Below are 22,342 nucleotides of genomic sequence, written 5' to 3'. Positions count from 1 at the left end.
TCATGGGCAACGTTACCCATGACGGTGATCATGGTGTTCCCCGGAAAGCTCGCGCAACCCCTTGACGCTGTTCGTGAAACGCTCATAGGGTCGGCGAAACATTTGGGAAACGTTACCCACATCACTCCGCTGTCACCGAGGTGGCGGCCGTTCCGCCTCGATATGAAACGATTCAGCAAGGTGGGATCTCTGTGACAACCGACCGTCGTACCGCCCCACCGTGGTGGTTCACCGTCCCGGCGATGCTGCTGTTCGCCTTCGTGGTGCTCGTACCGAGCGCCCGCGGCGTCTACTACGCCTTCACCGACTGGGACGGCCTCGACCCGCAGTTCGCGTTCATCGGCCTGGACAACTTCACCGCCATGGCCGACGACCCCGACGCCCTGGCGGCCATCGGGCACACCCTGCTCATCGCGGTCGCCATCACGGTGATCCAGAACGGCATCGGCCTGCTGCTCGCCCTCGGCGTCAACACGATGATCAAGAGCCGCAACCTGCTGCGGGTGCTGCTGTTCGCCCCGGCCGTGGTCACCCCGATCGTCACCGCCTACCTGTGGCGCAACCTGCTCGGCCCGGACGGCGCGGTGAACAGCGTGCTCGGCCTGTTCGGCGTCGAGGCGAAGAACTGGCTCGGCGACCCCGGCCTCGCCCTCTGGATGATCGTGCTGGTCGTGGTCTGGCAGTTCGCCGGCTACTCCATGGTCATCTTCCTGGCGGGTCTGCAGTCGGTGCCCCGCGAGATCTACGAGGCCGCCGCCATCGACGGCAGCGGGCCGGTACGCCGGTTCTGGTCCATCGTCCGGCCACTGCTCGCGCCGGCCATCACGATCAACCTGATGCTGTCGATCATCGGCGGGATCAAACTCTTCGACCAGGTGTACGCGCTGACCGGCGGCGGCCCCGGCCACGCCACCGACACCATCAGCACCCTCATCTACAAGGACGCCTTCACCCTCGGCGAATTCGGCTACAGCATCGCGCTGGCCGTCGTCCTGACCGCCGTCGTCGCGGTCGCCTCCGCCGGCCAGTACGCCGTCCTGAACCGCAACGAGAAGGCGGCATCGTGAACCGCTACACGACGAAGACGCTGCTGCTGGAAGTAGTCATGATCGCGGTGGCGATCGTCTTCGCCTTCCCCGTCTACGTGCTGGTCAACCTCGCGTTCCGGGCACCGAGTGACACCTCGTCACCGATCAGCCCCACCGCCTCGCCCACCCTGGACAACTTCGCCCAGGCCTGGCAGGAGGGCGGCCTCGGCGGCGCCCTGATCAACAGCGTGGCCGTCACCGCGGTCAGCGTGCTGATCGTGCTCGCCGTGTCGTCGCTGGCCGCCTACCCGCTGGCGCGGTCCACCGCCCGCTGGTCGCGCGGCACCTTCCTGCTGATCATGCTGGGGCTGATCCTGCCGTTCCAGCTGGCCGCCCTGCCGCTCTACCAGACCGTCCGCGACCTCGGCCTGCTCGGCTCGGTCTGGTCGCTGGTGCTGTTCTACTCCGGCCTGCAGGTCCCGTTCACCACGTTCCTCTACGTCGGCTTCCTCCGCTCGCTGCCCCGCGACTTCGAGGAGGCCGCCATCATCGACGGCTGCGGCCCGCTGACCGCCTTCCGCTACGTGATCCTGCCGATGCTCAAACCGATCACCGTCACCGCGCTGGTGCTCAACACCGTCAGCGTGTGGAACGACTTCTTCACCCCGCTGCTCTACCTGTCCGGCAGCGACCAGCAGACCATGCCGGTCGCGGTCGCCGGGTTCGTCGGCCAGTTCGTCTCCGACTGGAACCTCATCTTCGCCGCCCTGCTGATCAGCATCGTGCCGGTCCTCGCCGTCTACCTGGCCCTGCAGCGCAGCATCATCAACGGATTCGCCGGAGGACTCAAAGGATGATCCCCTACGGCCTCACCACCGAACAGCGCACCGAATTCCTCGGCCTCGGCGAACCGGCGCCCCGCCTCTCCTGGAAGCTCCGCTCCGACCGGACCGGCGCGGCGCAGTCCGCCTACCGCATCACCGCCACCGCCGACGGCGAGACCGTGTGGGACACCGGCCGGCGCGAGAGCACCGACACCCTGCTCATCCCGTGGCAGGGTGCGGCGTTGCGCTCGGCGACCCGCTACCGCTGGCGTGTCGAGATCTTCGACGAGCACGGTACGCCGGCAGGCGCGGCCGAGACGTGGTTCGAGACCGGCCTGCTGCACCCCGGCGAGTGGCAGGCGGTGTGGATCGGCCGCGATCCGAAGGCGCTGCCTCCGGTCGACCCGCCCACCGACGACGACCTCACCGCCCCCGGCCCGGCCGAGGCACCCCTGCACCTGCGCACCACCTTCCACCTGCCCGCCGACGTGACCCGTGCCCGCCTGTACGCGACGGCCCGCGGCGTCTACGAGCCGCGGGTCAACGGAGTGCGGGCCGGTGACCTGGAGCTGGCCCCCGGCTGGACCGAATACCACCAGCGCATCCAGTACCAGACCTACGACGTCACCGGGCTGCTGCGCTGCGGCGGCAACGAGCTCGCCGCGATCGTCGCCGACGGCTGGTGGAGCGGCTACGTCGGCTTCGACCCGCGCCGGCCGGCCCGCCACTACGGCGACGCGCCGCAGTTCCTGGCCCGGCTCGTCGCCGACCTGGCCGACGGCACCCGGCGGACGATCGTCACCGACGGAAGCTGGACCGAACACGACGGCCCGATCCGTTCGGCCGACCTGATGATGGGCGAGTTCGCCGACGCCCGCCGCGAGTGGGGGCCGGGCCGGCCGGTCGCGGTCCTCGACACCCGGCCCGGCCCGCTGGTCGCCGAACCCGACCACCCCATCCGGGTCACCGAGACGCTGCCGGCGGTCGCCGTCGACGCCCGGGAGCCGGGCAGATTCATCGCCGACTTCGGGCAGAACCTGGTCGGCCGGGTCCGGCTCACCGTCCGCGGCGCACGGCCCGGGCAGCGGATCGTGCTGCGCCACGCCGAGGTCCTCGACGGCGACGGCGAACTGTACGTCGAGAACCTGCGCCGGGCCGCGGCCACCGACACCTACGTCGCCCGCGGCGGAACCGAGGTGTTCGAGCCGCGGTTCACGTTCCACGGCTTCCGCTACGCCGAGATCACCGGCTGTCCGGGCACGCTCGACAGCGCCGACGTGACCGCCCGGGTGCTGCACAACGACCTGCCGTTCACCGGCCGTTTCGACTGCGACGACCCGGTCGTCAACCGGCTGCACGGCAACATCCGGTGGGGGCAGCGCGGCAACTTCGTCGCCGTGCCGACCGACTGCCCGCAACGCGACGAACGGCTCGGCTGGCTCGCCGACGCCCAGGTGTTCGCGCCGACCGCCACCCGCAACGCCGACGTGTCCGCGTTCCTGGCCCGGTGGATGCGCGACGTCGTGGACGGCCAGGACGGCGACGGCGCCTTCCGCGACGTCGCCCCGATCATCGCCTTCGACCGGGAGGGCGCCCCCGCCTGGGGCGACGGGGGCGTCATCATCCCGTGGCTGCTGTGGCGTGCGTACGGCGACCGGCGCGTCCTGGAACGCTGCTTCGGCGCCATGGTGCGCTGGGTGGAGCACATCCACCGGCACAACCCGGGTCTGCTGTGGGAGCACCGCACCGGCAACTCGTACGGCGACTGGCTCCAGGTCGGCGCGGCGACACCCCGTGACGTGCTCGCCACCGCCTACTTCGCCCGCAGCACCGAGATCGTCGCGGCCGCCGCCGACGTGCTCGGCCACCCCTCGGCCCGCTGGAGAACCCTGCACGCGGCGATCCGTGGAGCCTTCATCGACGCCTATGTCGGCGACGACGGCAGCGTCAAAGGTGGCACGCAGACGGCGTACCTGCTGGCTCTGGGTTTTGATCTGCTCCCGCCGCACCTGGTCGCCGCGGCCGTGGACCGCCTGGCCGCCGACATCGAGAGCCGCGGCAACCGGCTGACCACCGGCTTCGTCGGCGTGCCGCTGCTGTGCCCGGTGCTCACCGACCACGGGCGCGCCGATCTGGCCTACGCGCTGCTGCACCAGGACGAGTTCCCGTCGTGGGGCTACTCGATCCGGCACGGCGCCACCACGATCTGGGAACGCTGGGACGGCTGGACCGATCACGGCGGCTTCCAGTCCGCCGCGATGAACTCGTTCAACCACTACAGCCTCGGCAGCGTCGGCGACTGGCTCTACGGGCGGGTCGCCGGCATCGACCAGACCCCGTCGTCGGCCGCCTACTCCGAACTGCTGCTGCGCCCCACCCCGGGCGGCCGGCTGACCAGGGCCCACGCCGAACAGGAGACCGTACGCGGGCTGGTGGCCTGCGGCTGGTCCCGCCACGACGACCGGCTCACCGTGACCGCCACGGTGCCGCCGGGCTGCACCGCGCTGCTGCATCTCCCGGGCCGGGAGCACGAGCCGGCCCTGCGGCTGACCTCCGGCCGCCACTCCTTCACCACCGTCAACCCTTCTGATTCATCTCCAACGTGGGAGAAACAATGAAGTCACGAAAGGTCCTCGCCACCCTGACGGCCGCCACCCTGCTGGCCGCCTGCTCCAGCGGCACCCGATCCGGCGACGACGGCGACGACATGACGCTGACCATCGCCTCGGTCGACCAGGGTTCGATCGAGAAGGTCGTCGACGCGTTCAAGGCCGCCAACCCCGGCGTCACCGTCAACCTGACCACCAGCGGCGCCGACCAGTACCAGCAGCAGATCCGCACCCAGTTGTCCTCGGGCACCGCCCCGGACGTGATGACCGTGTGGCCCGGCAACGGCAACCCGGCCGCCACCTACGTCATCGCGAAACCCGGCTACCTGCTCGACCTCTCCGGTCAGCCGTGGGCCGCCCAGCTGCCGGACGCGTTCAAGAAGGTCGCCCAGTACGAGGGCAAGACCTACAACGCCGTCTTCGGGCTCAACGGCATCGGCGCCGTCTACAACGACGAGGCCATGACCGAGGCCGGGCTCACCGCACCGGGCACGTGGACCGAACTGCTCACCTTCTGCAAGGCCGCCGCCGGCAAGGGCACCCCCGCCTTCGCCCTCGGCATCCAGGACAACTGGGTCACCCAGATCGCCCTGTACGCCCTGGTCGCCACCACCGTCTACAGCGGCGACCGGGACTTCGACACCAGGATGGCCGCCGGGCAGGCCACCTTCGCCGGGTCGCCGTGGACCACCGCGATGGCCAAGTACCAGGAGATGGACGGCGCCGGCTGCTTCCAGAAAGACCCGCTCGGCACCAGCTACGAGGCCAGTCAGACCCTCGCCGCCACCGGCAAGACCCTCGGCATCATCCAGGGCAACTGGATCATCGGCCTGCTCAAGCAGAAGAACCCCGGCGGCAAGTTCACCATGAAGGCGCTGCCGGCCACCGACAAGCCGGCCGAGTTCATCATGCCCGCCGCCGCCGGCGCCGGATACGGCATCAACGCCAAGGCCAAGAACAAAGAGCTGGCCCTCAAGTTCGTCACCTTCGTCATGTCGCCGGACGGCATGAAGCTGTTCAACGAGGCCCAGGGCAGCCTGCCGACCCTGCCGGACGCGCCCACCACCGTCGACCCCGGCCTGGCCGACCTCACCACCTTCGTCAAGGACGACCGCACCGTGCCGTTCATGGACCAGCTGTGGCCCAACGCCAAGGTGCAGCAGACCATGCTCAGCGGCCTCCAGGAGGTCTTCAGCGACCAGGCGAAACCCGCCGACGTGCTGGCCGACATGGACACCGACTACAAGGCCGGCTCATGAGACGGCGTACCGCGCTCGGACTGTCGCTGGCCGTCCCCTCCGCGTCCCTGCTGACCGGCGGCCCCGCCGAAGCCACCGGCCCCGGCCTGCGCGTCGTCGGCCTGCGCGTGGACGGCCGCCCCGGCCGGCCGCTCGGCCTCGACTCGCCCAGACCGGTGCTGAGCTGGCGGTTCACCGAAACCCGGACGTCCGCCGCCGACCGGCAGACTGCCTACCAGATCCGCGTCCACGACGCCGGCCGCGACCGGCTGCTCTGGGACTCCGGCAAGGTGGACTCCGCCGTCCAGTCCGGTGTCCGCTACGACGGGCCGGCGCTGACATCCCGGCAACGGCTGCGCTGGCAGGTCCGCGCCTGGGACGCCCACCGGCACGCCACCGACTGGAGCAGCCCCGCCACCTGGGAGGTGGGACTGCTGAACAACGAGGACTGGGGCGACGCCCGCTGGATCGAACACCCCGGCCGGACCGAGACCCAGCCGATGCCGATCTTCGCCCGGCAGTTCACCGTCGGCCCGCGCCGTAGGCTCACCCGGGCCCGGCTCTACCTGTCCGGCGTCGGCCTGCACCTGGCCACCCTCAACGGCCGGACCCTGACCGGCGAGGTCCTCGCCCCCGGCTACGCCAACTACCAGCTGTCCAGCGAATACCGGGTCCACGACCTCACCGGCGAACTGCGCCGCGGCGACAACACCCTCGGGGTACGCCTCGGCAACGGGCCCGCCTACGTGCGGCGCAGCGTCACCAACCCGGCCGTCGGGCGGACCGCACCGTACTCGTGGTGGCAGAGCCAGCTCAAAGGCAACGGCACCCTCACCTCCGCCGCCGAGGCCGGAGCCACCGTCGTCGCCCTGAGCAGCGTCACCGGATACCACGTCGGCGGCACCGTCAACGTCGACACCGGCGACGGCGGCGACAACCTCGAATCGCGGGTCATCACCGCGATCGGCGCCGACAGCATCACCTTCACCCCCGCACTGTCGAAACCGCACCCGTCCGGCGCCACGGTCACCGGCTCCGGCAACAACATCGCGGCCAGCGACGCCAGCGCCGGGGCGGCCGTCACCCCGCGCTTCATCGCACGGCTCGAGCTGACGTACGCCGACGGCCGTCAAACGGTGATCGTCTCGGACCGCGAGTGGCGCACCGCGCTGGGCCCGCTGATCACCGACGCCTGGTATTCCGGATCCGATTTCGACGCCCGCCGCGAGCAGCCCGGCTGGGACCGGCCCGGATCGGACCTGACCGCCGGCGCGAAGCGGCGCGACGGCACGCCCACCGGCTGGATCGCCGCCGGCATCGCCCCACCGCCGAACCTCGCCACCAAGCTGGTCGGCCGGACCGCGCCGCCGATCACGATCGCCGACCGGCACGAGCCGGTCAGCATCACCAACCCGGTGCCCGGCACCTGGGTGTTCGACTTCGGCCAGAACATCGTCGGGCTGCCCCAGCTGCACGTGCGCGGGCTGCCGGCCGGCACCACGATCCGCGTCGCCCCGGCCGAGTCGCTCGCCGCCGACGGCACCGTGGACCAGGCGTCGCTGCGCGGTGGCGGCGGCAGCCGGGGTGTCGACCTGTTCAACACCTACACCACGGCGGGGCTGCGCACCGAGACGTGGCGGCCCGATTTCAACTACTTCGGCATGCAGTGGGTGCAGGTCACCGGCCTGCCCGACGGCTACGTGCCGACGAAGGAGACGATCACCGGCCTGCGGGTGCAGGCCGACACACCCCTCGCCGGGGCGGTGACCACGTCCAGCGCGCGGATCAACCGGATCCACAAGATGGCCTGGTACTCCTTCGCCGGCAACATGATGAGCGTCTTCACCGACTGCCCCGGCCGGGAGAAACTGTCCTACCCGGCCGACTACACGATGCCGATGGGCTCGATCCACCGCGACTTCGACCTGTCCGCCTACCTGCGCACCCACCAGCGGCACCTGGTCGAAGGGCAATCAATCGCGGACACCCCGATGCGCGGCAACGTGGCGCTCAAGACCCCGGTCTACGACTGGGGCTACACGGGCCGCTTCGGCGACGAGATCAACTGGGGCAACGCGATCATCCTGGTGCCCGGCTTCCTGCGACAGCTGTACGGCGACACCGAGACGGCGGCCCGCTGGTACCCGCAGCTCGTCCTGTTCGCCGACTACATCGCCCGGCAGAAAGCCGTCGGCCACATCGTCGACGCGGCCCTGGCCGACTGGGTGTCCGCCGAGCAGACCTCCGGCCGCATCACCGGCACCTGGGGCTACCACCAGATGATCACCGAACTGGCGGAGCTGGCGCGGCTCACCGGACACGCGGCGGACGCCGACCGCTACACGGCCCTCGCCGCCGACATCCGGGCCGCGTTCCACGCCGCCTTCTACAACACCGCCCTGCGCCGCTACACCGCCGACGGCGACGCCGGAACCACCGGCGCCACCCAGGCCGCCCAGGCACTCGCCCTCGACGCCGGCCTCGTCCCCGACAGCGAACGCCCGGCCGTCCTCGACGCCCTGGTGGAACTGGTCGCCGCCGCCGGGCACCACTTCACCGGCGGCACGATCGGCATGGCCCCGATCGTGCGGGCGCTGTCCGCGGGCGACCGCGACGACGTCCTCTGGGAGGTGCTGCAACGCGACGACCAGCCCGGCTACGGCTACTTCATGGCGCCGACCGTCGCCAACCCGGGCGGCATGACCACCATGGGGGAGCGGTGGAACCGCGGCGACTCCAAGAACCACATGATCCTCGCGCAGATCGAGGAGTGGTTCCACGCCGGTCTGGCCGGCATCCGCGCCGGCGCCACCGCGTACGCGGAACTGATCGTCCAGCCGAAGATCGTCGGCGACCTCACCCACGTCAAAGGCCACTACGAGACCCCACAGGGCACCGCCCGGTCGGAATGGGCGCGTGACGGCGACCGGCTGCGGCTGACCGTCACCATCCCGCCGAACACGGCCGCTGTCATCCACGTGCCGACCCTGGGCGGCCGGATCACCGGCACCCCGCCCCGCGCGACGTTCCTGCGCCTCGACGGCGGCTACGCCGTCTACCGGGTGCCGTCCGGCGCCTACACCTTCACCACCCGATGAGACCCCGTGCCCGGTTCCCGCAACCCCTCGCGGGGGCCGGGCACGGCGAAAGGCGTCACGTGGACTTTCCCGGCGACTTCCTCTGGGGCAGCGCCACCTCGGCCCATCAGGTCGAAGGCGGCAACACCAACAACGACTGGTGGGACTTCGAACACGACCCCGCGTCACTCGCGCGAGCGTCGTCCGGCGACGGCATCGACCATTTTCACCGGTACGCCGACGACTTCGCGCTCCTGGCATCGCTCGGTCACAACACCCACCGGCTGTCGATCGAATGGTCGCGGATCGAACCCGCCCCCGGCGAGTTCAGCCGCGCCGCAGTCGAGCACTACCGGCGCGTCCTGACGGCGTTGGGCGACACCGGCATGACCGCGTTCGTGACCCTGCACCACTTCACGCTGCCCCGCTGGTTCGCCGCCCGCGGCGGCTGGCTCGCCCCGGACGCCGTCGGCACGTTCGCCCGCTACTGCCGGCACGTCGTGGCCGCGCTCGGACCGCTCATGCCGTACGTCTGCACCGTCAACGAACCGCAGATGATCGCCCTGCACGGCTACCTGGAGGGCTACCACCCACCCGGCGTCATCAACCCGATGAAGTGGCGCCGCGCCGGCGACGTGCTGCTCGACGCCCACCGGGCCGCCGTCGAGGAGGTCCACGCGCACAGCGACGGCCGCGCCGGACTGGCGGTCCAGCTGCCCCTGCTCGTTCCCGTGGGACCGGAGACACCGGCCTACCTCGAGATCCGGCGCCAGATCGTCGACCGGTACCTGGAGGATCCCGGCGGCGACTGGCTCGGCGTGCAGTACTACCGCAGACAGTGGGTCGACCCGGCATCACCGGCCCTGTTCGCCCCGCCACCGCCCGGCACCCCGCTGACCCAGATGGGCTGGGCCGTGCACCCCGACGGCCTGCGCCAGATGCTGCACCGGGCGGCCCGGACCGGGCTGCCGCTCTACGTCACCGAGAACGGCATCGCCACCGAGGACGACACCGAACGCGTCACCTACCTCCACACCCACCTGACGGCGCTCGCCCGGGCCCGCGCCGAAGGCGCCGACGTGCGCGGCTACCTGCACTGGTCGGCGTTCGACAACTTCGAATGGTCCGAGGGCTACCGGCCGAAGTTCGGCCTCATCGCGGTCGGGGACGACTTCACCCGTACGCCCAAGCCCAGCGCCCACGCCTTCGCCCGGATCGCCACCTCCGGACGGCTCGCCGAACTCCGACCCGAGGAGCCCGCATGAGACACCCCGCACTGACCCGCCGGACACTGATCGGCGGCACCCTGTCCGCGGCAGCCGCCCTCGCCATGCCGGCCGCGGCACACGCACACGGCGGCCGGGACGTGGCCGCCACCCGCTACGGCCGGGTCCGTGGCCGCCGTGAGGACGGCATCGTCAAATTCCTCGGCGTCCCCTACGCCACCCCGCCACTCGGCGAACTCCGCTTCCGGGCTCCGCGCCCGCCCCGCCCGTGGACCGGCGTACGCGACACCGTCGACTTCCCCAACCCCGCCTACCAGGTCGCGGGCGGCGAGATGGGCCCGAACGGCAACGGCCGGATGCCCGCGCCGTCGGAGGACTGTCTCTACCTCAACATCTGGACCCCGGCCGCCGACCGCAAGCGCCGCCCAGTGATGCTCTACCACCACGGCGGCGGCTACATGATCGGCTCCGGGTCCGCGACCGGCCAGGACGGCACCCGCCTCGCCCAGCTCTACGACGTGGTGGTGGTCGAGTCCAACCACCGGCTCGGCCTGCTCGGCTATCTGCACCTCGGCGACCTCGCCCACCACGGGTACGCCGCCAACCAGGGCATGCTCGACATCCTCGCCGCCCTGCGCTGGACCAGCGACAACATCGACGACTTCGGCGGCGACCCGGACAACGTCATGATCTGGGGCGAGAGCGGCGGCGGCGCCAAGACCGCCGCCGTGTACACCATGCCGGCCGCCGCGCCGCTGTTCCACAAGGCGTCGATCGAGAGCGCCGCACCACTACGGTTCCCCACCCGCGACGGCGCCACCGCCCGCGCCGAACGTACCCTGCACCTGCTCGGCCTGACCCGCGCCGGCATCCCGGGACTGCACGACATCCCGGCCGCCGAGCTCCTGCGGATCCAGCGGTCCGAAGCCGCGAACGGGGTGGCGCCGTGGGGCGACCCGGACCCGCTGCCCGGCTTCGGCGCGTTCGTCGACGGCCACCTCATCCCACGGCACCCGTTCGCCGACGGGGCCGCGCCCTGGTCGGCCGGCAAACCGCTGATGGTCGGCACCACCCGCGACGAGACGGTGTTCTTCAGCCTCTTCGGCCCGCCCGACATCTTCCGCATCGACGACGCCGGACTGCGCCGCGAGCTGAGCCGCACCTATCAGGGCGCCGAACTCGACCGGATCATCGCCACCTTCCGCGCCTCCCGGCCCACGGCGACCCCGGCGCAGCTCTACTTCGCCATCACCACCTCACCCATCCGGCGAGACGCCATCAAGATCGCTGAGGCCAAGGCGGCGCAGCGCCGCGCCCCGGTGTACATGTACCAGCTCGCCTATCAGGACCCCACCCTCGTACCCGGCACCGACTTCCCGATGGGCGCGCCGCACGCCGCGGACATCCCGCTCAAGTTCGCCAACACCCCCGCCGGCCGGCCGGCCGGGGAGCGGGCGACCGCCCGGCACATGAGCGCGCTGTGGGCGGGCTTCGCCCACGACAGCCGCCCGCACGCGCCGGGCGTGCCGCGCTGGCCCGCCTACACACCGGCCACCCGCGCCACGATGTGGATCGACTCCGAGAGCCGGGTCGTCGCCGACCCGGACCGGGCGGAACGGCTCTACTGGGAAGATCTCTAAGCTGGGCGGATGAAGGTTCTGTCCATCCAGTCGGCGGTCGCCCACGGCCACGTCGGAAACTCCGCGGCCGTCTTTCCGCTCCAGCGGCTCGGGGTCGAGGTCGTCCCCGTACCCACGGTCAACTTCTCCAATCACACGGGCTACGGGGCCTGGCGGGGGCCGCTGCTCCCGCCGTCCGACGTCGCCGAGATCATCCTCGGGGTGGAGGAGCGGGGAGTCTTCCCGCGGATCGACGCCGTGCTGTCCGGCTATCAGGGCGGGGCGGGCATCGCCGACGTGATCATCGACGCGGTGCGGCGGGTCAAGGCCGCCAACCCGTCGGCGGTCTACGCGTGCGACCCGGTCATGGGCAACGCCAAGTCCGGGTGCTTCGTCGCGCCGGAGATCCCGGCGCTGCTGCGCGACCGGGTCGTGCCGGTGGCCGACATCATCACGCCCAACCAGTTCGAGCTGGGCTTCCTCACCGGCACCGAGCCGGCCGGCATCGAGTCCACCCTCGAATCGGCCGACCTCGCCCGCGGCATGGGACCGTCCACCGTACTGGTCACCAGCGTGGAACGGCCCGACCGCGAGCAGGGCACCATCGAGATGCTCGCCGTCGACGCCACGGGCGCCTGGATCGTGACCACCCCGCACCTGCCGTTCAAGGCGAACGGTTCCGGCGACGTCACGGCCGCGCTGTTCACCGCCCACTACGTGAAGACCAAGGACGCTCCGGTGGCGCTGGAGCGCACCGCCTCCAGTGTCTACGACCTGATCGACCTGACCTACTGCTCCGGGGAACGGGAACTGCGGCTGGTGCAGGCGCAGGAGTTCTACGCCACGCCGCGGATGCAGTTCCGTGCCGAGCAGGTGCGCTGATCAGGCGGCGATCCTCGCGCGGATGACGGCGACCGGGCGGCCGCCGAGGTCGTGACCATCGGCGCCGGCGACGACTTCCACGCCCCGGCCCGCAAGCTGTACGCCAGCGTCGGCTGCACCCCGTTCCCGCTGGTCACCTACTACCGGACACTGTGACGTCCGCGGGCGCCGGACCAGGTCCAGAGCCTGGTCAGGCGCCCGCGGCCGGTTGTACCCGGAGTCAGCCGGCCGGCCATTCGCCGGACCGCCGTCACGGCGCACCACCAGCGGTACCCGTCATCTTCGCCGACGGCGCGGAACAGTCAGAGGGTCACTTTCCCGGCGCCGATTCTGCGGATGCGTGCGGTGCCCCAGTCGCCCAGCGACTCCAGCGCGGCGTTGAGGGAGCTTCCGTCCTCGGTCAATGTGTACTCGACCTTCGGTGGCACCTCCGGATACACCTTGCGGCGGATCAGGCCGTCCTCCTCCATCTGCCGTAGGTGCTGGATCAGCATCTTCTCGCTCACGCCGGGGAGCCCGCGCCGCAGCTCAGCGAATCGGCGAACGCCGTGGTGGTGCAACTCCCAGAGGATCAGCACCTTCCATTTGCCGGAGATGACGTCCATGGCGGCATCGATGCCGCAGAAGTACGGTCCCCGTCGCGTCGTCTCCGCCATGCGGCCTCCTGCGGCTTACCGGAAGGTGAGTACCCCACAAAATAGTCGGTACTGGCCGACACCGTCCGCCGTGGTGAGGATCGAGGCATGACGACGGCGAACTCTCTCCAGGTCACCGTGCTGGGGCTCGGCGCGATGGGCAGCACCCTGGCCTCCGCTCTGGTCACCAGCGCGACGCCCACCACCGTGTGGAATCGATCCCCCGGCAGGTCGGAACCTCTGGTGGCACAAGGGGCGACCGCACCCGGCGCCCTCGCCGACGCTGTTCGGGCCAGTCCCGTGATCGTCGTCTGCCTCTTCGACCATCGGTCGGTTCACGAGGTCCTCGATCCGCATGCCGGTGATCTGTACGGCCGGCTGCTGGTGAACCTGACGACCACCTCCCCGGCCGAGGCCCGCGAACTCGCGGACTGGGCCGCCGCCCTGGGCGCGGAGTATCTGGACGGCGGTGTCCTCGCCGTTCCCTCCATGATCGGGCAGGCCGGAGCCTCGATCCTCTACAGCGGTTCCGGCGCCGCGTTCGAACGGTGCCGCCCCTTGTTGGACAGGTGGGGAGCCAGCACATACCTCGGGGCCGACCCCGGAATGGCGTCGCTGTACGACCTGGCCCTCCTGGCCGGCATGTACGTCATGTTCGCCGGGTTCCTGCACGGCGTCGCGATGGTGGCGCCCGCGGGGGTGACGGCCACCGAGTTCGCGGCGATGTCCGCCCCGTGGCTGGCCGCGATGACCAGCGGTTTGCCGGAGTTCGCCGAGGTGGTCGACGGCGGCGACTACACCGTCGCCGGCCAGCAGTCTCTTCTCTTCTCCGACCTGAGCAGGATCGTGGCGGCCAGCGCTGACCAGAACATCAGTACCGAGGTGATCGACATGGTGCAGAGACTGATCCGCCGCCAGATCGACGGCGGTCACGGCAGTGAGGGCTTCGCGCGCATCATCGAGAGCATCAGGACCGGCTGACGGCCGGCGCGGTGCCGGCGCCCGGTCAGGGCATCTCGGGGGCGCGGGCAGAGCGGTGGCGTCTTCCGGTAGGGGCGGCCGTCGACTATAACTAACTAACTAGTACATACATTTTGGTCCGCGGGGACCGCCTGGTGGATCCGTTCGGTGTGCCCTCCGGGGAAGGCGGCGCTGTCATGCTCATCGGCGAACATGATGCCTACCGGCCGCCGGCCCCACCGGCGGAGATCCCACGGCTGTCCATCGCCACCGCCTGCCTATCCGGCACCCTGGAGGACAAGCTGGCGGCCGCGGCCGCCGCCGGATTCAGCGGTGTGGAGATCTTCGAGAGCGACCTGATCGCCTCCGCCTGGTCACCGGCGCGGGTACGCCAGGAGTGCGAACGCCGCGGCCTGACGATCGACCTCTACCAGCCGTTCCGGGACTTCGAAGCGGTCCCACCGCACCTGCTGCGAGCCAACCTGCGCCGCGCCGAACGCAAGTTCGACCTGCTGGAACAGCTCGGCGCCGGCACCATGCTGATCTGCTCGTCGGAGTCGCCGGCCTCCATCGACGACGACGACCTCGCCGCCGAGCAACTGCGCGACCTCGCCGACCGGGCCGCCCGGCGCGGGCTGCGGATCGCCTACGAGGCGCAGGCGTGGGGCCGCCACGTCAAGTCGTACACGCACGCCTGGCGGATCGTGCGCCGCGCCGCGCACCCGGCGCTCGGGTTGTGCCTGGACAGTTTCCACGTGCTGTCCCGCGACGACGACCTTGCCGGCATCGCGGTGATCCCCGGCGACAAGGTGTTCCACCTGCAACTGGCCGACGCGCCACGGTTGAAGATGGACGTCGTCGAGTGGAGCCGCCACCACCGGCTGTTCCCCGGTCTGGGCGCCTTCGACCTGACCGCGTTCGCCGGCCGGGTGCTGGCCACCGGCTACCGCGGACCACTGTCGCTGGAGGTGTTCAACGACACCTACCGCCAGGCCGACCCCCGGCAGGCCGCCATCGACGGCATGCGTTCCCTGCTCGCCCTGCAGGAGGCGGTGCGGTCCGGCGGGCACCTGCCGCCACCGCCACGGCTCGGCGGGCACGTGTTCACCGAGCTCGCCGTCGACGAGGTGTCCGGGCCGGCGGTGGCGCGGACCCTGACCGCCTTCGGGTTCGCCTGCACCGGCCGGCACCGCTCCAAGCCGGTCCAGCTGTGGCAGCAGGGGACCGCCCGGATCCTGCTGAACTTCGCACCCCAGCGGCGGGTCGAGCCGGGCACCGCGATGATCTGCGCGCTCGGCCTGGAGAGCGACGACCCGGCACGGTCGGCGCAGCGCGCGGACCGGCTGCTGGCCCCGGTGCTGCCACGAGTGCGGCAGCCGGGGGAGGCGGACCTGAGTTCGGTGGCCGCTCCGGACGGCACCGCCGTGTTCTTCTGCCGCACCGGCGCCGACGCCGACAGCTGGCTGGCCGACTTCGCGCCGACCGGCGCGGTCGCCACCGCCGACGGCCTGATCACCGCCACCGACCACATCGCCCTCACCGAGTCGGTGGACGACTTCGACCAGGCCGCCCTGTTCTTCCGGTCGGTGCTGGGCCTGCGGTCCGGCCCGACCGCCGAGTTCGCGGCGCCGTTCGGGCTGCTGCGCAGCCGGTCGGCGACCGACGCCGCCCACACCGTGCGGATCACCTTGAACACCGCCCCGCTGCGGCGCGGATCGTGGGCGCCGGGCACCCCGAACCCGCAGCACGTCGCCTTTGCCAGCAGTGACGTGATCGCCACCGCCCGGTCCCTGCGCGCGCTGGGCGCCCCGGTGCTCAAGATTCCGGACAACTACTACGACGACCTGGACGCCCGGCTCGCCCCGCCGCCCGAGCTTCTCGCCACGCTGCGGGAGCACTCGATCCTGTACGACAGTGACGACCACGGCGAATACCTGCACCTCTACACCGAGATGCTGGGCTCCCGGCTGTTCTTCGAGGTGGTCCAGCGCGTCGGCGACTACTCCGGGTACGGCTCGGTCGCGACGGTTCCGGTCCGGATGGCCGCGCACCGGCACCGCCGCCTGCAACGGCTGCGCGACCCGGAGGCGTCCGGCGGGCGGGCGCACGACTACTCGCTGGCCCATCTGACCGTGCTGAGCCTGTCACCGCCGGAGCTGGTGGAGGCCGCCGCCGACGCCGGCTACCGGTACGTGGGCGTCCGCCTGACCCGGGTCACCCCGCAGGAGCCGCACTATCCGCTGGCCACCGACCCGGCGCTGATGCGCACCACCAAGGTGCGCCTGGCCGCCACCGGCGTCGAGGTCCTCGACATCGAGCTGGCCAGGATCGGCCCCGACGAGGACCCCCGCGACTTCCAGCGGTTCCTGGAGGCCGGCGCGGAACTCGGCGCCCGGCACGTCATCACCCAGCTGCCGGACCCGGACCGGGCCCGCAAGGTGCACCGTTTCGCGCAACTGTGCGAGATGGCGCGGCCGCTCGGCCTCACCGTCGACCTGGAGTTCCCGTCGTGGACCGAGACGCCGGACCTGCTGGAGGCGGAGCGGGTGCTGCGGGCGGCCGACCAGCCGAACGCGGGCATGCTGATCGACCTGCTGCACTTCGCCCGCTCCGGGTCGAGCGTGGCGGTGCTGCGGGAGCTCCCGGCCGAGTGGTTCCATTTCGCGCACGTCTGCGACGCGCCCGCAGGCGTCCCGCCCACCAACGCCGAACTGATCCACACGGCTCGCTTCGAGCGCCTCTACCCGGGCGAGGGCGGCATCGACGTCGACGGCATCCTGTCCGCCCTGCCGCCGGGCCTGCCCTACGCCCTGGAGATTCCGCGCGCCCAGATGGTGGCCCAGATCGGCGCGAAGGAACACGCCCGCCAGGCGATCACCGCGGCCCGCCGTCGGCTCGACCGCGTCCCGGCCGCCGCATAGAACACCATTTCTCCGGTACGCGTGACCGCGTCCCGGACAGTTCGGACCGTCCCGCCCCGCCGGCGCGACCTCCTGCCGACTCCGGCCGGTGCCGCGCCCGCCGGGCTGAGCTCGTGGCTCACCCAGAGCAGGTCCCCGATGCGGCTGCCGTTATATCTTCGCAGCCGATATATTGATCGCGTGGAGACACCGATACGCGAACCCACATTCCTGATCCTCACGGCGCTGGCCGCGGAGCCGCTGCACGGCTACGGGCTGATCACCGAGGTGGCCCGGCTCTCCGACGGACGCGTGTCGCTGCGCCCCGGCACGCTCTACGGCGCCCTCGACCGGCTGCTCGACGCGGGTCTGGTCGCCGTCGAGCGGGAGGAGGTGGTGGACAGCCGGCTACGGCGCTACTACCGGCTCACCGAGCACGGCGGTGACCTGCTCGCCGACGAGACCGAACGGATGCGGCGCAACGTCGAGGCCGCAACCGCACGGCTGAAGGCTCACGTCCGTCGTGGCATGCCCCGCCTCAGTGGAGGAATCGCATGAGCGAACTGGAACGCCGCTATCTGCGATTGGTCCGGATCTTCTACCCGGCCGGCTACCGCCACGAGCGCGGCGCCGAGATGGTGGGCACCTATCTCGCCCTGTCCTCGCCGGACCGGCGGTGGCCTTCGGTCGCCGACGCGGCCGATCTGGCGGTCGGCGGGCTACGCCGGCGCCTGCGCGTGGTCGGCGCCACCGGACTCGGTGCGGGCCTGCGACTCGCCGCCGTTCTGGCGCTGTCGACCGCCACGGCCCTCGCCGGCGGCTGGACCATGCTGGAGCTCAACCCATGGGCGGCGGCGTGGACGGGGTTCGAGCCGTCCGGCACGTCGGTGTCCCTCGGTGTCGGCGTCTGGGCGGCCTGGCTGCTCACGGCGGTGGTGCACCTGGTGGCACCCGGCCGGTGGACGCGCCTGGCGATCGGTTTCGCCCTCGTCCTCACCGTCGCCGTCGTACCGCTCGCCGCCGTCGTCCACCCGTACCGGCCTCCGCTGTTCGTACTACTGCCCCAGGTCTGCCTCGGACTCGTCGCGCTCGGCGTTCCCGGCCGGCTGCCGCTATGGCTACGGCTGCTGCCTCTCGCCGGCGCCGCCGCGGCGCTACCCGTGGTGGCGACCTCGGCCCATGCCGGTGGCGGCGAGATCCTCATGTACTACGGCTGGCCCGCCGGGCACGTTCTGCCCGCCGCCGGAGCGGCGCTCCTGCTGGTGACGTTGCTCGCCGGTGCGGTGCCGGCCGCGCACAACGATCTTCGTGGAGTCTGGGCGCTGCTGGTGCTGCTCGGCCCGATCGGCATGCTGTGGCTGCATCCGCTGGCCGAGGAACTCTCCGTCGGCCTGTACGGCGGCGGGCCGAACGCGGACCGGACGACACTGGCCGCGGCGGCGATCATCGTGGCGTTCGCGGCGGCGGTCGTCGTGTCGGCCGCGCGGACGGTCCAACGGCGGGTCGCCTCCACCCGTGCCGCCGTCGGCCGCTGCGCCGCGTGCGGCGCTCACCCCGGATCCCGCCGGGCTGACCGGGTCCCGGACTGACCGGTGATCAACTCCGGCTGGTCGTGAGCGCCGACCCTGCCGGCTATTCAGGAAATGCTCTCTACCAGCGCATATCTGGTCCGATCCCTGGCCGCCAGGCCTCACCTCGGGGGTGTCGGGTAGCGGAAATCGGACCTGGATCCAGGATTCCATGGCCTGCGACGGCGCCTCCAGGGAGGTGGAGGCCCATCCGCCATGGCGTTTCCGCAGGTAGATGGCTGTCCCTAAATAGCCGGCTATGTCAGCGCTGACATCCCTGCTGGCCAATTCGCCCACCCGCCTGCACGCCCGCCGGGCGGGGCGGGCACAGCGCACCGACGGTGCGTCCTGTCGCCCTGTCGCCTTGTCTTCCTGTCGCTCGGTCGTCCTGGCGTCCTGGCGCACTGCGCCCTCGCAACCTGGCGTCCGGTGGGGGGAGGGCTGGCGTGCACGGCGGTGTGCCCGGAGAATGTGACACCCGTTGTGGGTGTGGGGACACCCGTTGCGGGTGTCATGTCTTGACAGCGGACACCGGATTATCCCTTTTGGCGGACATCATGCTCCACGCTGACGACAGTTTGGATCCCTTCTCGCGGACAACTCGTCGCTCCCCGTAGTGACCGAGCGGAGGGCGACGGAAGCCGGTTCAACTCTCATGGGACGCCGCCGGCGACCAGCCGGGACCGGGCGGGGATCGTCGGCTGGCCGTGGGCGCTGATTCGGCGGTGTTGAGGCAGCGCCCACGACCAGCTGGACAAGATCGGCCCGGACCGGGCGGGAGGGTCAACGCGCACCGGGGGCGGGTCAGCGGCAGAACGGTTTGCGGCCCATGGCGGATTCGATGCCGCCGAGGACGTGCTGGATGAAGTAGGTGTCGCCGACCGTGGGGGTGTCGGTCCACGCGTCGACGGAGTGGCCGAGGGTGGTGACCCAGGAGCGGCCGCCGTCGTAGTACTGGCACCACGAGACCGGGTGGTCGCGGCCGTGGCCGGGGTGGCCGCTGCCGCCGGTCGCCCCGTTGGGCAGGGTGGACTCGTCGACACGGGCCAGGATGCGGACGTCGCTGGGGAACGGCACCAGGTTGTACCACTCGTCGGTGAAGTCCCAGCGGGCCGGCAGCCCGGCCGTGGAGGTGTCGCGGCGGCTCGCGGTGACGACGGTGCCGGGCTGGTTGGCGCCGTGGTCGTAGTAGTTGGCGCCGCCGAGCAGTCCTTCGAACCATTCCCAGTTGTATTCGGTGCCGAACGCGTTGTGGATGCCGACGAACCCGCCGCCGCCGCGGATGTACTGGCGCATCGCCGTCTGGGCCGGGTCGTCGAGGGCGTCGCGGGTGGTGCTCATGAAGATGACCGCGTTGTAGCGGAACAGCCGGGCCGGGCTGCTGAGCTGGGTGACGTCCTCGGTCCAGTCGACGGCGAACCCGTGGTCGGCGCCGAGTTCCACCAGTGCGGACTGGGCGGCGTTGGCGGCGGCCAGCGGCGGGTTGAGGCCGGCCGGCAGGACGGGCCCGAGGTGGGCGTGGCGGGGCCCGGCGGTACGGCTGTAGACGAGCACCCGGTAGCCCTCGGTGGCCGGGTCGAAGTTTCCCCAACTGTGGTAGCAGGACGGATCGGTGCCCCGGCACACGCCGTAGTCGACGCGGCCCAGGTTGGTGGCGCCGCGGTCGGGCGCGGCGGCGGGGGCGGTGGGGCGCAGCATCGTGTGGCCGGCGATCAGGACCGCCGCGGTGATGCCCGCGGCCAGGACGGCGCTGGTGAGGCGGTGGACGGCCATGTCTCTCCCTCAAGGACCGGACCGGCGGGGACCGGTGTAGGTGGGCTGGATCGTGGGCGGGATCGGCCCCTTGTTGCGGCGGCCCTGGCCGGTCTCCTCCCAGGCGTGGGCGAGGATGCCGACGCTGCGGCTGAGGACGAACAGTCCGCGGGCCAGCGGGGGCGGGAAGCCGAGTTCGGCGTAGACGACCGCGGTGCAGCCGTCGATGTTGATCGGCACCGGATGCAGTTGCTGCTCGACCGTGTAGGCGGCTCTCAGGTAGCCACCCTCGACGACACCGTCGGCGACGGCCTGTTCGACGGCGCGCAGCAGCGGGTCGCGGCGCGGGTCGACGGTGTGGAAGCGGTGCCCGAAGCCGGGCAGGTAGCGGTCGCGGGCCCGCCATTGCGCGACGGCCGTCGCCGGGCGGTCGCGGACGTCGGCGAGCAGGCGCATGCACTGCTCGCCGGCGCCGCCGTGCACGTCGCCGAGCAGGTTGACGCCGGTGGCGACCGCGTTGTTGAGGCCGATGCCGCAGGTGGCGGCCATTCGGGCGACGGCGATCGACGGGGCGTGCGGGCCGTGGTCGACCGACGACACCAGGGCCGCCTCCAGCAGTCGTTCCTGGGCGGGGGAGGGCAGGTCGCCGCGCAGCATCAGCCAGATGACGCCGGCGAACGAGACGCCGCCGATCAGGTCCTGGACCGGGCGGCCGCGCAGTTCGATGACGTTCGGTTCGATGCGGGAGACGGCGGTGGCCCACCAGTCGGCGGCTTCCCGGTCGTGGCTCACGGTGCCCGTACCTCTCTGGTCTTGAATTCGGTGTTGTGTTCGCCCAGCCGGGGTGGCGGGGTGGCCGGGCGCAGCGGGCGGCCGTCGATCAGGACGCCGTTGCCGGTGACGCGCAGCGTGCGGCCCGGGTCGCCGGGGAACGGCAGGTCGGTGACGAAGCCGCGTTCGGTGACCTGGTCGAGGCCGACGGCCTGCGGGACGGTGAGGATGCGGGCGGCGGGGACGCCGGCGCCGGAGAGCAGGCGTTCCCAGTCGAGGGAGGAGCGCCGGCTCAGCGCGGTGTTGAGTTCGGCGTTGAGCGCGCCACGATGCTGTTTGCGGGCCTCCCGGTCGGCGAACCGGGGGTCGGTGATCAGGTCGGGGCGGCCGACCAGGCGGCTCAGGGTCTCGAACTGTTCCTGCCGGTTGGCGGCGATGTTGAGCGGCCCGTCGGCGGCGTGGAAGGTGCCGGACGGGGCGGCCGTCGCGTTCTGGTCGCCCATCGGTTCCGGTTCGACCTCGCTGACCAGGTAGTTCGACACCGCCCAGCCCATCGCCGACAGTGCGGTCTCCAGCATGGAGACGTCGAGATGGACACCCTTTCCGGTACGGGCGCGGCCGGCGAGTGCGGCGGCGACGGCCATGGCGGCGGCCAGCCCGCCGATGGTGTCGCAGACCGGGAAGCCGACGCGTTGCGGCGCGGTCTGCGGGGTGCCGGTGGTCTCCATCATTCCGGACAGCCCCTGGATGATCTGGTCGTAGGCGGGGGCGTGCCGCATCGGCCCGGTCTGGCCGAATCCGGAGATGGCGCAGTAGATCAGCCGTGGGTTGAGCTCGTGCAGCCGCTCCCAGCCGTAGCCGATGCGGGTCAGGACGCCGGCCCGGAAGTTCTCCAGCAGCACGTCGGCGTCGCGGGTCAGGTCCTCGAAGACGGCCCGGTCGGCCGGATCCTTGAGGTCGAGTTCGACGGATTTCTTCCCCGCGTTCTGGGCGAGGAAGGAGGCGCCGAGGGCGGCGGTGTTGAGGGCGGGTTCCGGGCCGAGCCGGCGGGCCAGGTCACCCTCACCGGGTCGTTCCACCTTGATCACCTCAGCGCCCAACAGCATCAGGTGGTAGCTGCAGTAGGGGCCGGCGAGGACGTTGGTGAGGTCGAGGACGCGGACGCCGGACAACGGTCGGTCGTGATCCATGAGGCCCCTTGATAGATCGAAAATCACCCATTGCCAGGGGACTGCGCGGCCCGTACGTTACAC

Annotated in this window: 16 protein-coding genes; 12 read left to right on the top strand and 4 right to left on the bottom strand. The window is 71.3% G+C overall.

Translation table 11 applies throughout. The annotated features are described in order from the left end of the window. The first annotated feature begins 191 nt into the window (after positions 1 to 191). The 8 genes from AB0I88_RS28775 to pdxY are packed head-to-tail and all read left to right on the top strand — an operon-like array spanning position 192 to position 12,503. Entirely contained in the window at positions 192 to 1,067 is an 876-nt protein-coding gene (locus tag AB0I88_RS28775) for a sugar ABC transporter permease (RefSeq protein ID WP_361031280.1), read from the top strand. After that, positions 1,064 to 1,885, top strand: coding sequence for a carbohydrate ABC transporter permease (locus tag AB0I88_RS28770; protein ID WP_361031277.1), 822 nt, complete (start codon positions 1,064 to 1,066; stop codon positions 1,883 to 1,885). The genes AB0I88_RS28775 and AB0I88_RS28770 overlap by 4 nt, the downstream gene beginning before the upstream one ends. After that, complete coding sequence (locus tag AB0I88_RS28765) at positions 1,882 to 4,470, top strand: family 78 glycoside hydrolase catalytic domain (protein WP_361031274.1); 2,589 nt, start codon at positions 1,882 to 1,884, stop codon at positions 4,468 to 4,470. Before AB0I88_RS28770 ends, AB0I88_RS28765 begins: the two co-directional genes overlap by 4 nt. Continuing rightward, complete coding sequence (locus AB0I88_RS28760) at positions 4,467 to 5,720, top strand: extracellular solute-binding protein (RefSeq protein ID WP_361031271.1); 1,254 nt, start codon at positions 4,467 to 4,469, stop codon at positions 5,718 to 5,720. Before AB0I88_RS28765 ends, AB0I88_RS28760 begins: the two co-directional genes overlap by 4 nt. Then, a complete protein-coding gene (locus tag AB0I88_RS28755) occupies positions 5,717 to 8,797 on the top strand; it encodes a family 78 glycoside hydrolase catalytic domain (RefSeq protein WP_361031268.1) in 3,081 nt (1,026 codons plus the stop codon). Before AB0I88_RS28760 ends, AB0I88_RS28755 begins: the two co-directional genes overlap by 4 nt. 59 nt (positions 8,798 to 8,856) lie before the next feature. Continuing rightward, positions 8,857 to 10,041, top strand: coding sequence for a glycoside hydrolase family 1 protein (locus tag AB0I88_RS28750; RefSeq protein WP_361031266.1), 1,185 nt, complete (start codon positions 8,857 to 8,859; stop codon positions 10,039 to 10,041). Then, a complete protein-coding gene (locus AB0I88_RS28745) occupies positions 10,038 to 11,642 on the top strand; it encodes a carboxylesterase family protein (RefSeq protein ID WP_361031263.1) in 1,605 nt (534 codons plus the stop codon). Before AB0I88_RS28750 ends, AB0I88_RS28745 begins: the two co-directional genes overlap by 4 nt. A 9-nt stretch (positions 11,643 to 11,651) precedes the next feature. Then, entirely contained in the window at positions 11,652 to 12,503 is an 852-nt protein-coding gene (pdxY, locus tag AB0I88_RS28740; RefSeq protein ID WP_361031260.1) for a pyridoxal kinase PdxY, read from the top strand. A 302-nt stretch (positions 12,504 to 12,805) separates the two neighbouring features. Here pdxY and AB0I88_RS28735 read toward each other — a convergent pair whose 3' ends face one another. Next, complete coding sequence (locus AB0I88_RS28735; RefSeq protein ID WP_361031258.1) at positions 12,806 to 13,159, bottom strand: helix-turn-helix domain-containing protein; 354 nt, start codon at positions 13,157 to 13,159, stop codon at positions 12,806 to 12,808. Positions 13,160 to 13,246: 87 nt separating this feature from the next. Between AB0I88_RS28735 and AB0I88_RS28730 the strand changes: the two genes are divergently transcribed. From AB0I88_RS28730 to AB0I88_RS28715, 4 genes are all read left to right on the top strand, one after another. Beyond that, the gene (locus AB0I88_RS28730) at positions 13,247 to 14,119 is read left to right on the top strand and encodes an NAD(P)-binding domain-containing protein (protein ID WP_361031255.1); all 873 of its coding nucleotides are present in this window, start codon (positions 13,247 to 13,249) and stop codon (positions 14,117 to 14,119) included. A 134-nt stretch (positions 14,120 to 14,253) separates the two neighbouring features. After that, positions 14,254 to 17,019, top strand: a complete 2,766-nt coding sequence (locus tag AB0I88_RS28725; RefSeq protein WP_361031252.1) for a TIM barrel protein — start codon at positions 14,254 to 14,256, stop codon at positions 17,017 to 17,019. A gap of 180 nt (positions 17,020 to 17,199) precedes the next feature. Beyond that, the gene (locus AB0I88_RS28720; RefSeq protein ID WP_361031249.1) at positions 17,200 to 17,556 is read left to right on the top strand and encodes a helix-turn-helix transcriptional regulator; all 357 of its coding nucleotides are present in this window, start codon (positions 17,200 to 17,202) and stop codon (positions 17,554 to 17,556) included. Continuing rightward, positions 17,553 to 18,587 carry a hypothetical protein gene (locus tag AB0I88_RS28715; protein WP_361031246.1) on the top strand — a complete coding sequence of 345 codons (1,035 nt, stop codon included), beginning with the start codon at positions 17,553 to 17,555 and terminating at the stop codon, positions 18,585 to 18,587. Before AB0I88_RS28720 ends, AB0I88_RS28715 begins: the two co-directional genes overlap by 4 nt. A gap of 783 nt (positions 18,588 to 19,370) precedes the next feature. Here AB0I88_RS28715 and AB0I88_RS28710 read toward each other — a convergent pair. Genes AB0I88_RS28710 through AB0I88_RS28700 form a run of 3 tightly spaced genes read right to left on the bottom strand, consistent with a single transcriptional unit; the run spans position 19,371 to position 22,279 of the window. Beyond that, complete coding sequence (locus AB0I88_RS28710; RefSeq protein WP_361031243.1) at positions 19,371 to 20,339, bottom strand: ThuA domain-containing protein; 969 nt, start codon at positions 20,337 to 20,339, stop codon at positions 19,371 to 19,373. 9 nt (positions 20,340 to 20,348) lie between these two features. Beyond that, complete coding sequence (locus AB0I88_RS28705; RefSeq protein ID WP_361031241.1) at positions 20,349 to 21,110, bottom strand: citryl-CoA lyase; 762 nt, start codon at positions 21,108 to 21,110, stop codon at positions 20,349 to 20,351. Continuing rightward, positions 21,107 to 22,279 carry a CoA transferase gene (locus AB0I88_RS28700; RefSeq protein ID WP_361031238.1) on the bottom strand — a complete coding sequence of 391 codons (1,173 nt, stop codon included), beginning with the start codon at positions 22,277 to 22,279 and terminating at the stop codon, positions 21,107 to 21,109. Before AB0I88_RS28700 ends, AB0I88_RS28705 begins: the two co-directional genes overlap by 4 nt. Between the last annotated feature and the right edge of the window lie 63 nt (positions 22,280 to 22,342).

The sequence above is a fragment of the Actinoplanes sp. NPDC049802 genome (assembly GCF_040656595.1).
GTDB lineage: Bacteria > Actinomycetota > Actinomycetes > Mycobacteriales > Micromonosporaceae > Actinoplanes.
The sequence above is the reverse complement of the archived record's forward strand: the minus strand, read 5'-3'. Positions and strand labels throughout refer to the sequence as shown.

Excerpts from the sequence above, each read along its gene's own strand:
- AB0I88_RS28745 (WP_361031263.1), top strand. The coding sequence starts at position 10,038 with ATGAGACACCCCGCACTGACCCGCCGGACACTGATCGGCGGCACCCTG.
- AB0I88_RS28715 (WP_361031246.1), top strand. The coding sequence starts at position 17,553 with ATGAGCGAACTGGAACGCCGCTATCTGCGATTGGTCCGGATCTTCTAC.
- pdxY (WP_361031260.1), top strand. The coding sequence starts at position 11,652 with ATGAAGGTTCTGTCCATCCAGTCGGCGGTCGCCCACGGCCACGTCGGA.
- AB0I88_RS28700 (WP_361031238.1), bottom strand. The coding sequence starts at position 22,279 with ATGGATCACGACCGACCGTTGTCCGGCGTCCGCGTCCTCGACCTCACC.
- AB0I88_RS28730 (WP_361031255.1), top strand. The coding sequence starts at position 13,247 with ATGACGACGGCGAACTCTCTCCAGGTCACCGTGCTGGGGCTCGGCGCG.
- AB0I88_RS28710 (WP_361031243.1), bottom strand. The coding sequence starts at position 20,339 with ATGGCCGTCCACCGCCTCACCAGCGCCGTCCTGGCCGCGGGCATCACC.
- AB0I88_RS28760 (WP_361031271.1), top strand. The coding sequence starts at position 4,467 with ATGAAGTCACGAAAGGTCCTCGCCACCCTGACGGCCGCCACCCTGCTG.
- AB0I88_RS28755 (WP_361031268.1), top strand. The coding sequence starts at position 5,717 with ATGAGACGGCGTACCGCGCTCGGACTGTCGCTGGCCGTCCCCTCCGCG.
- AB0I88_RS28765 (WP_361031274.1), top strand. The coding sequence starts at position 1,882 with ATGATCCCCTACGGCCTCACCACCGAACAGCGCACCGAATTCCTCGGC.
- AB0I88_RS28735 (WP_361031258.1), bottom strand. The coding sequence starts at position 13,159 with ATGGCGGAGACGACGCGACGGGGACCGTACTTCTGCGGCATCGATGCC.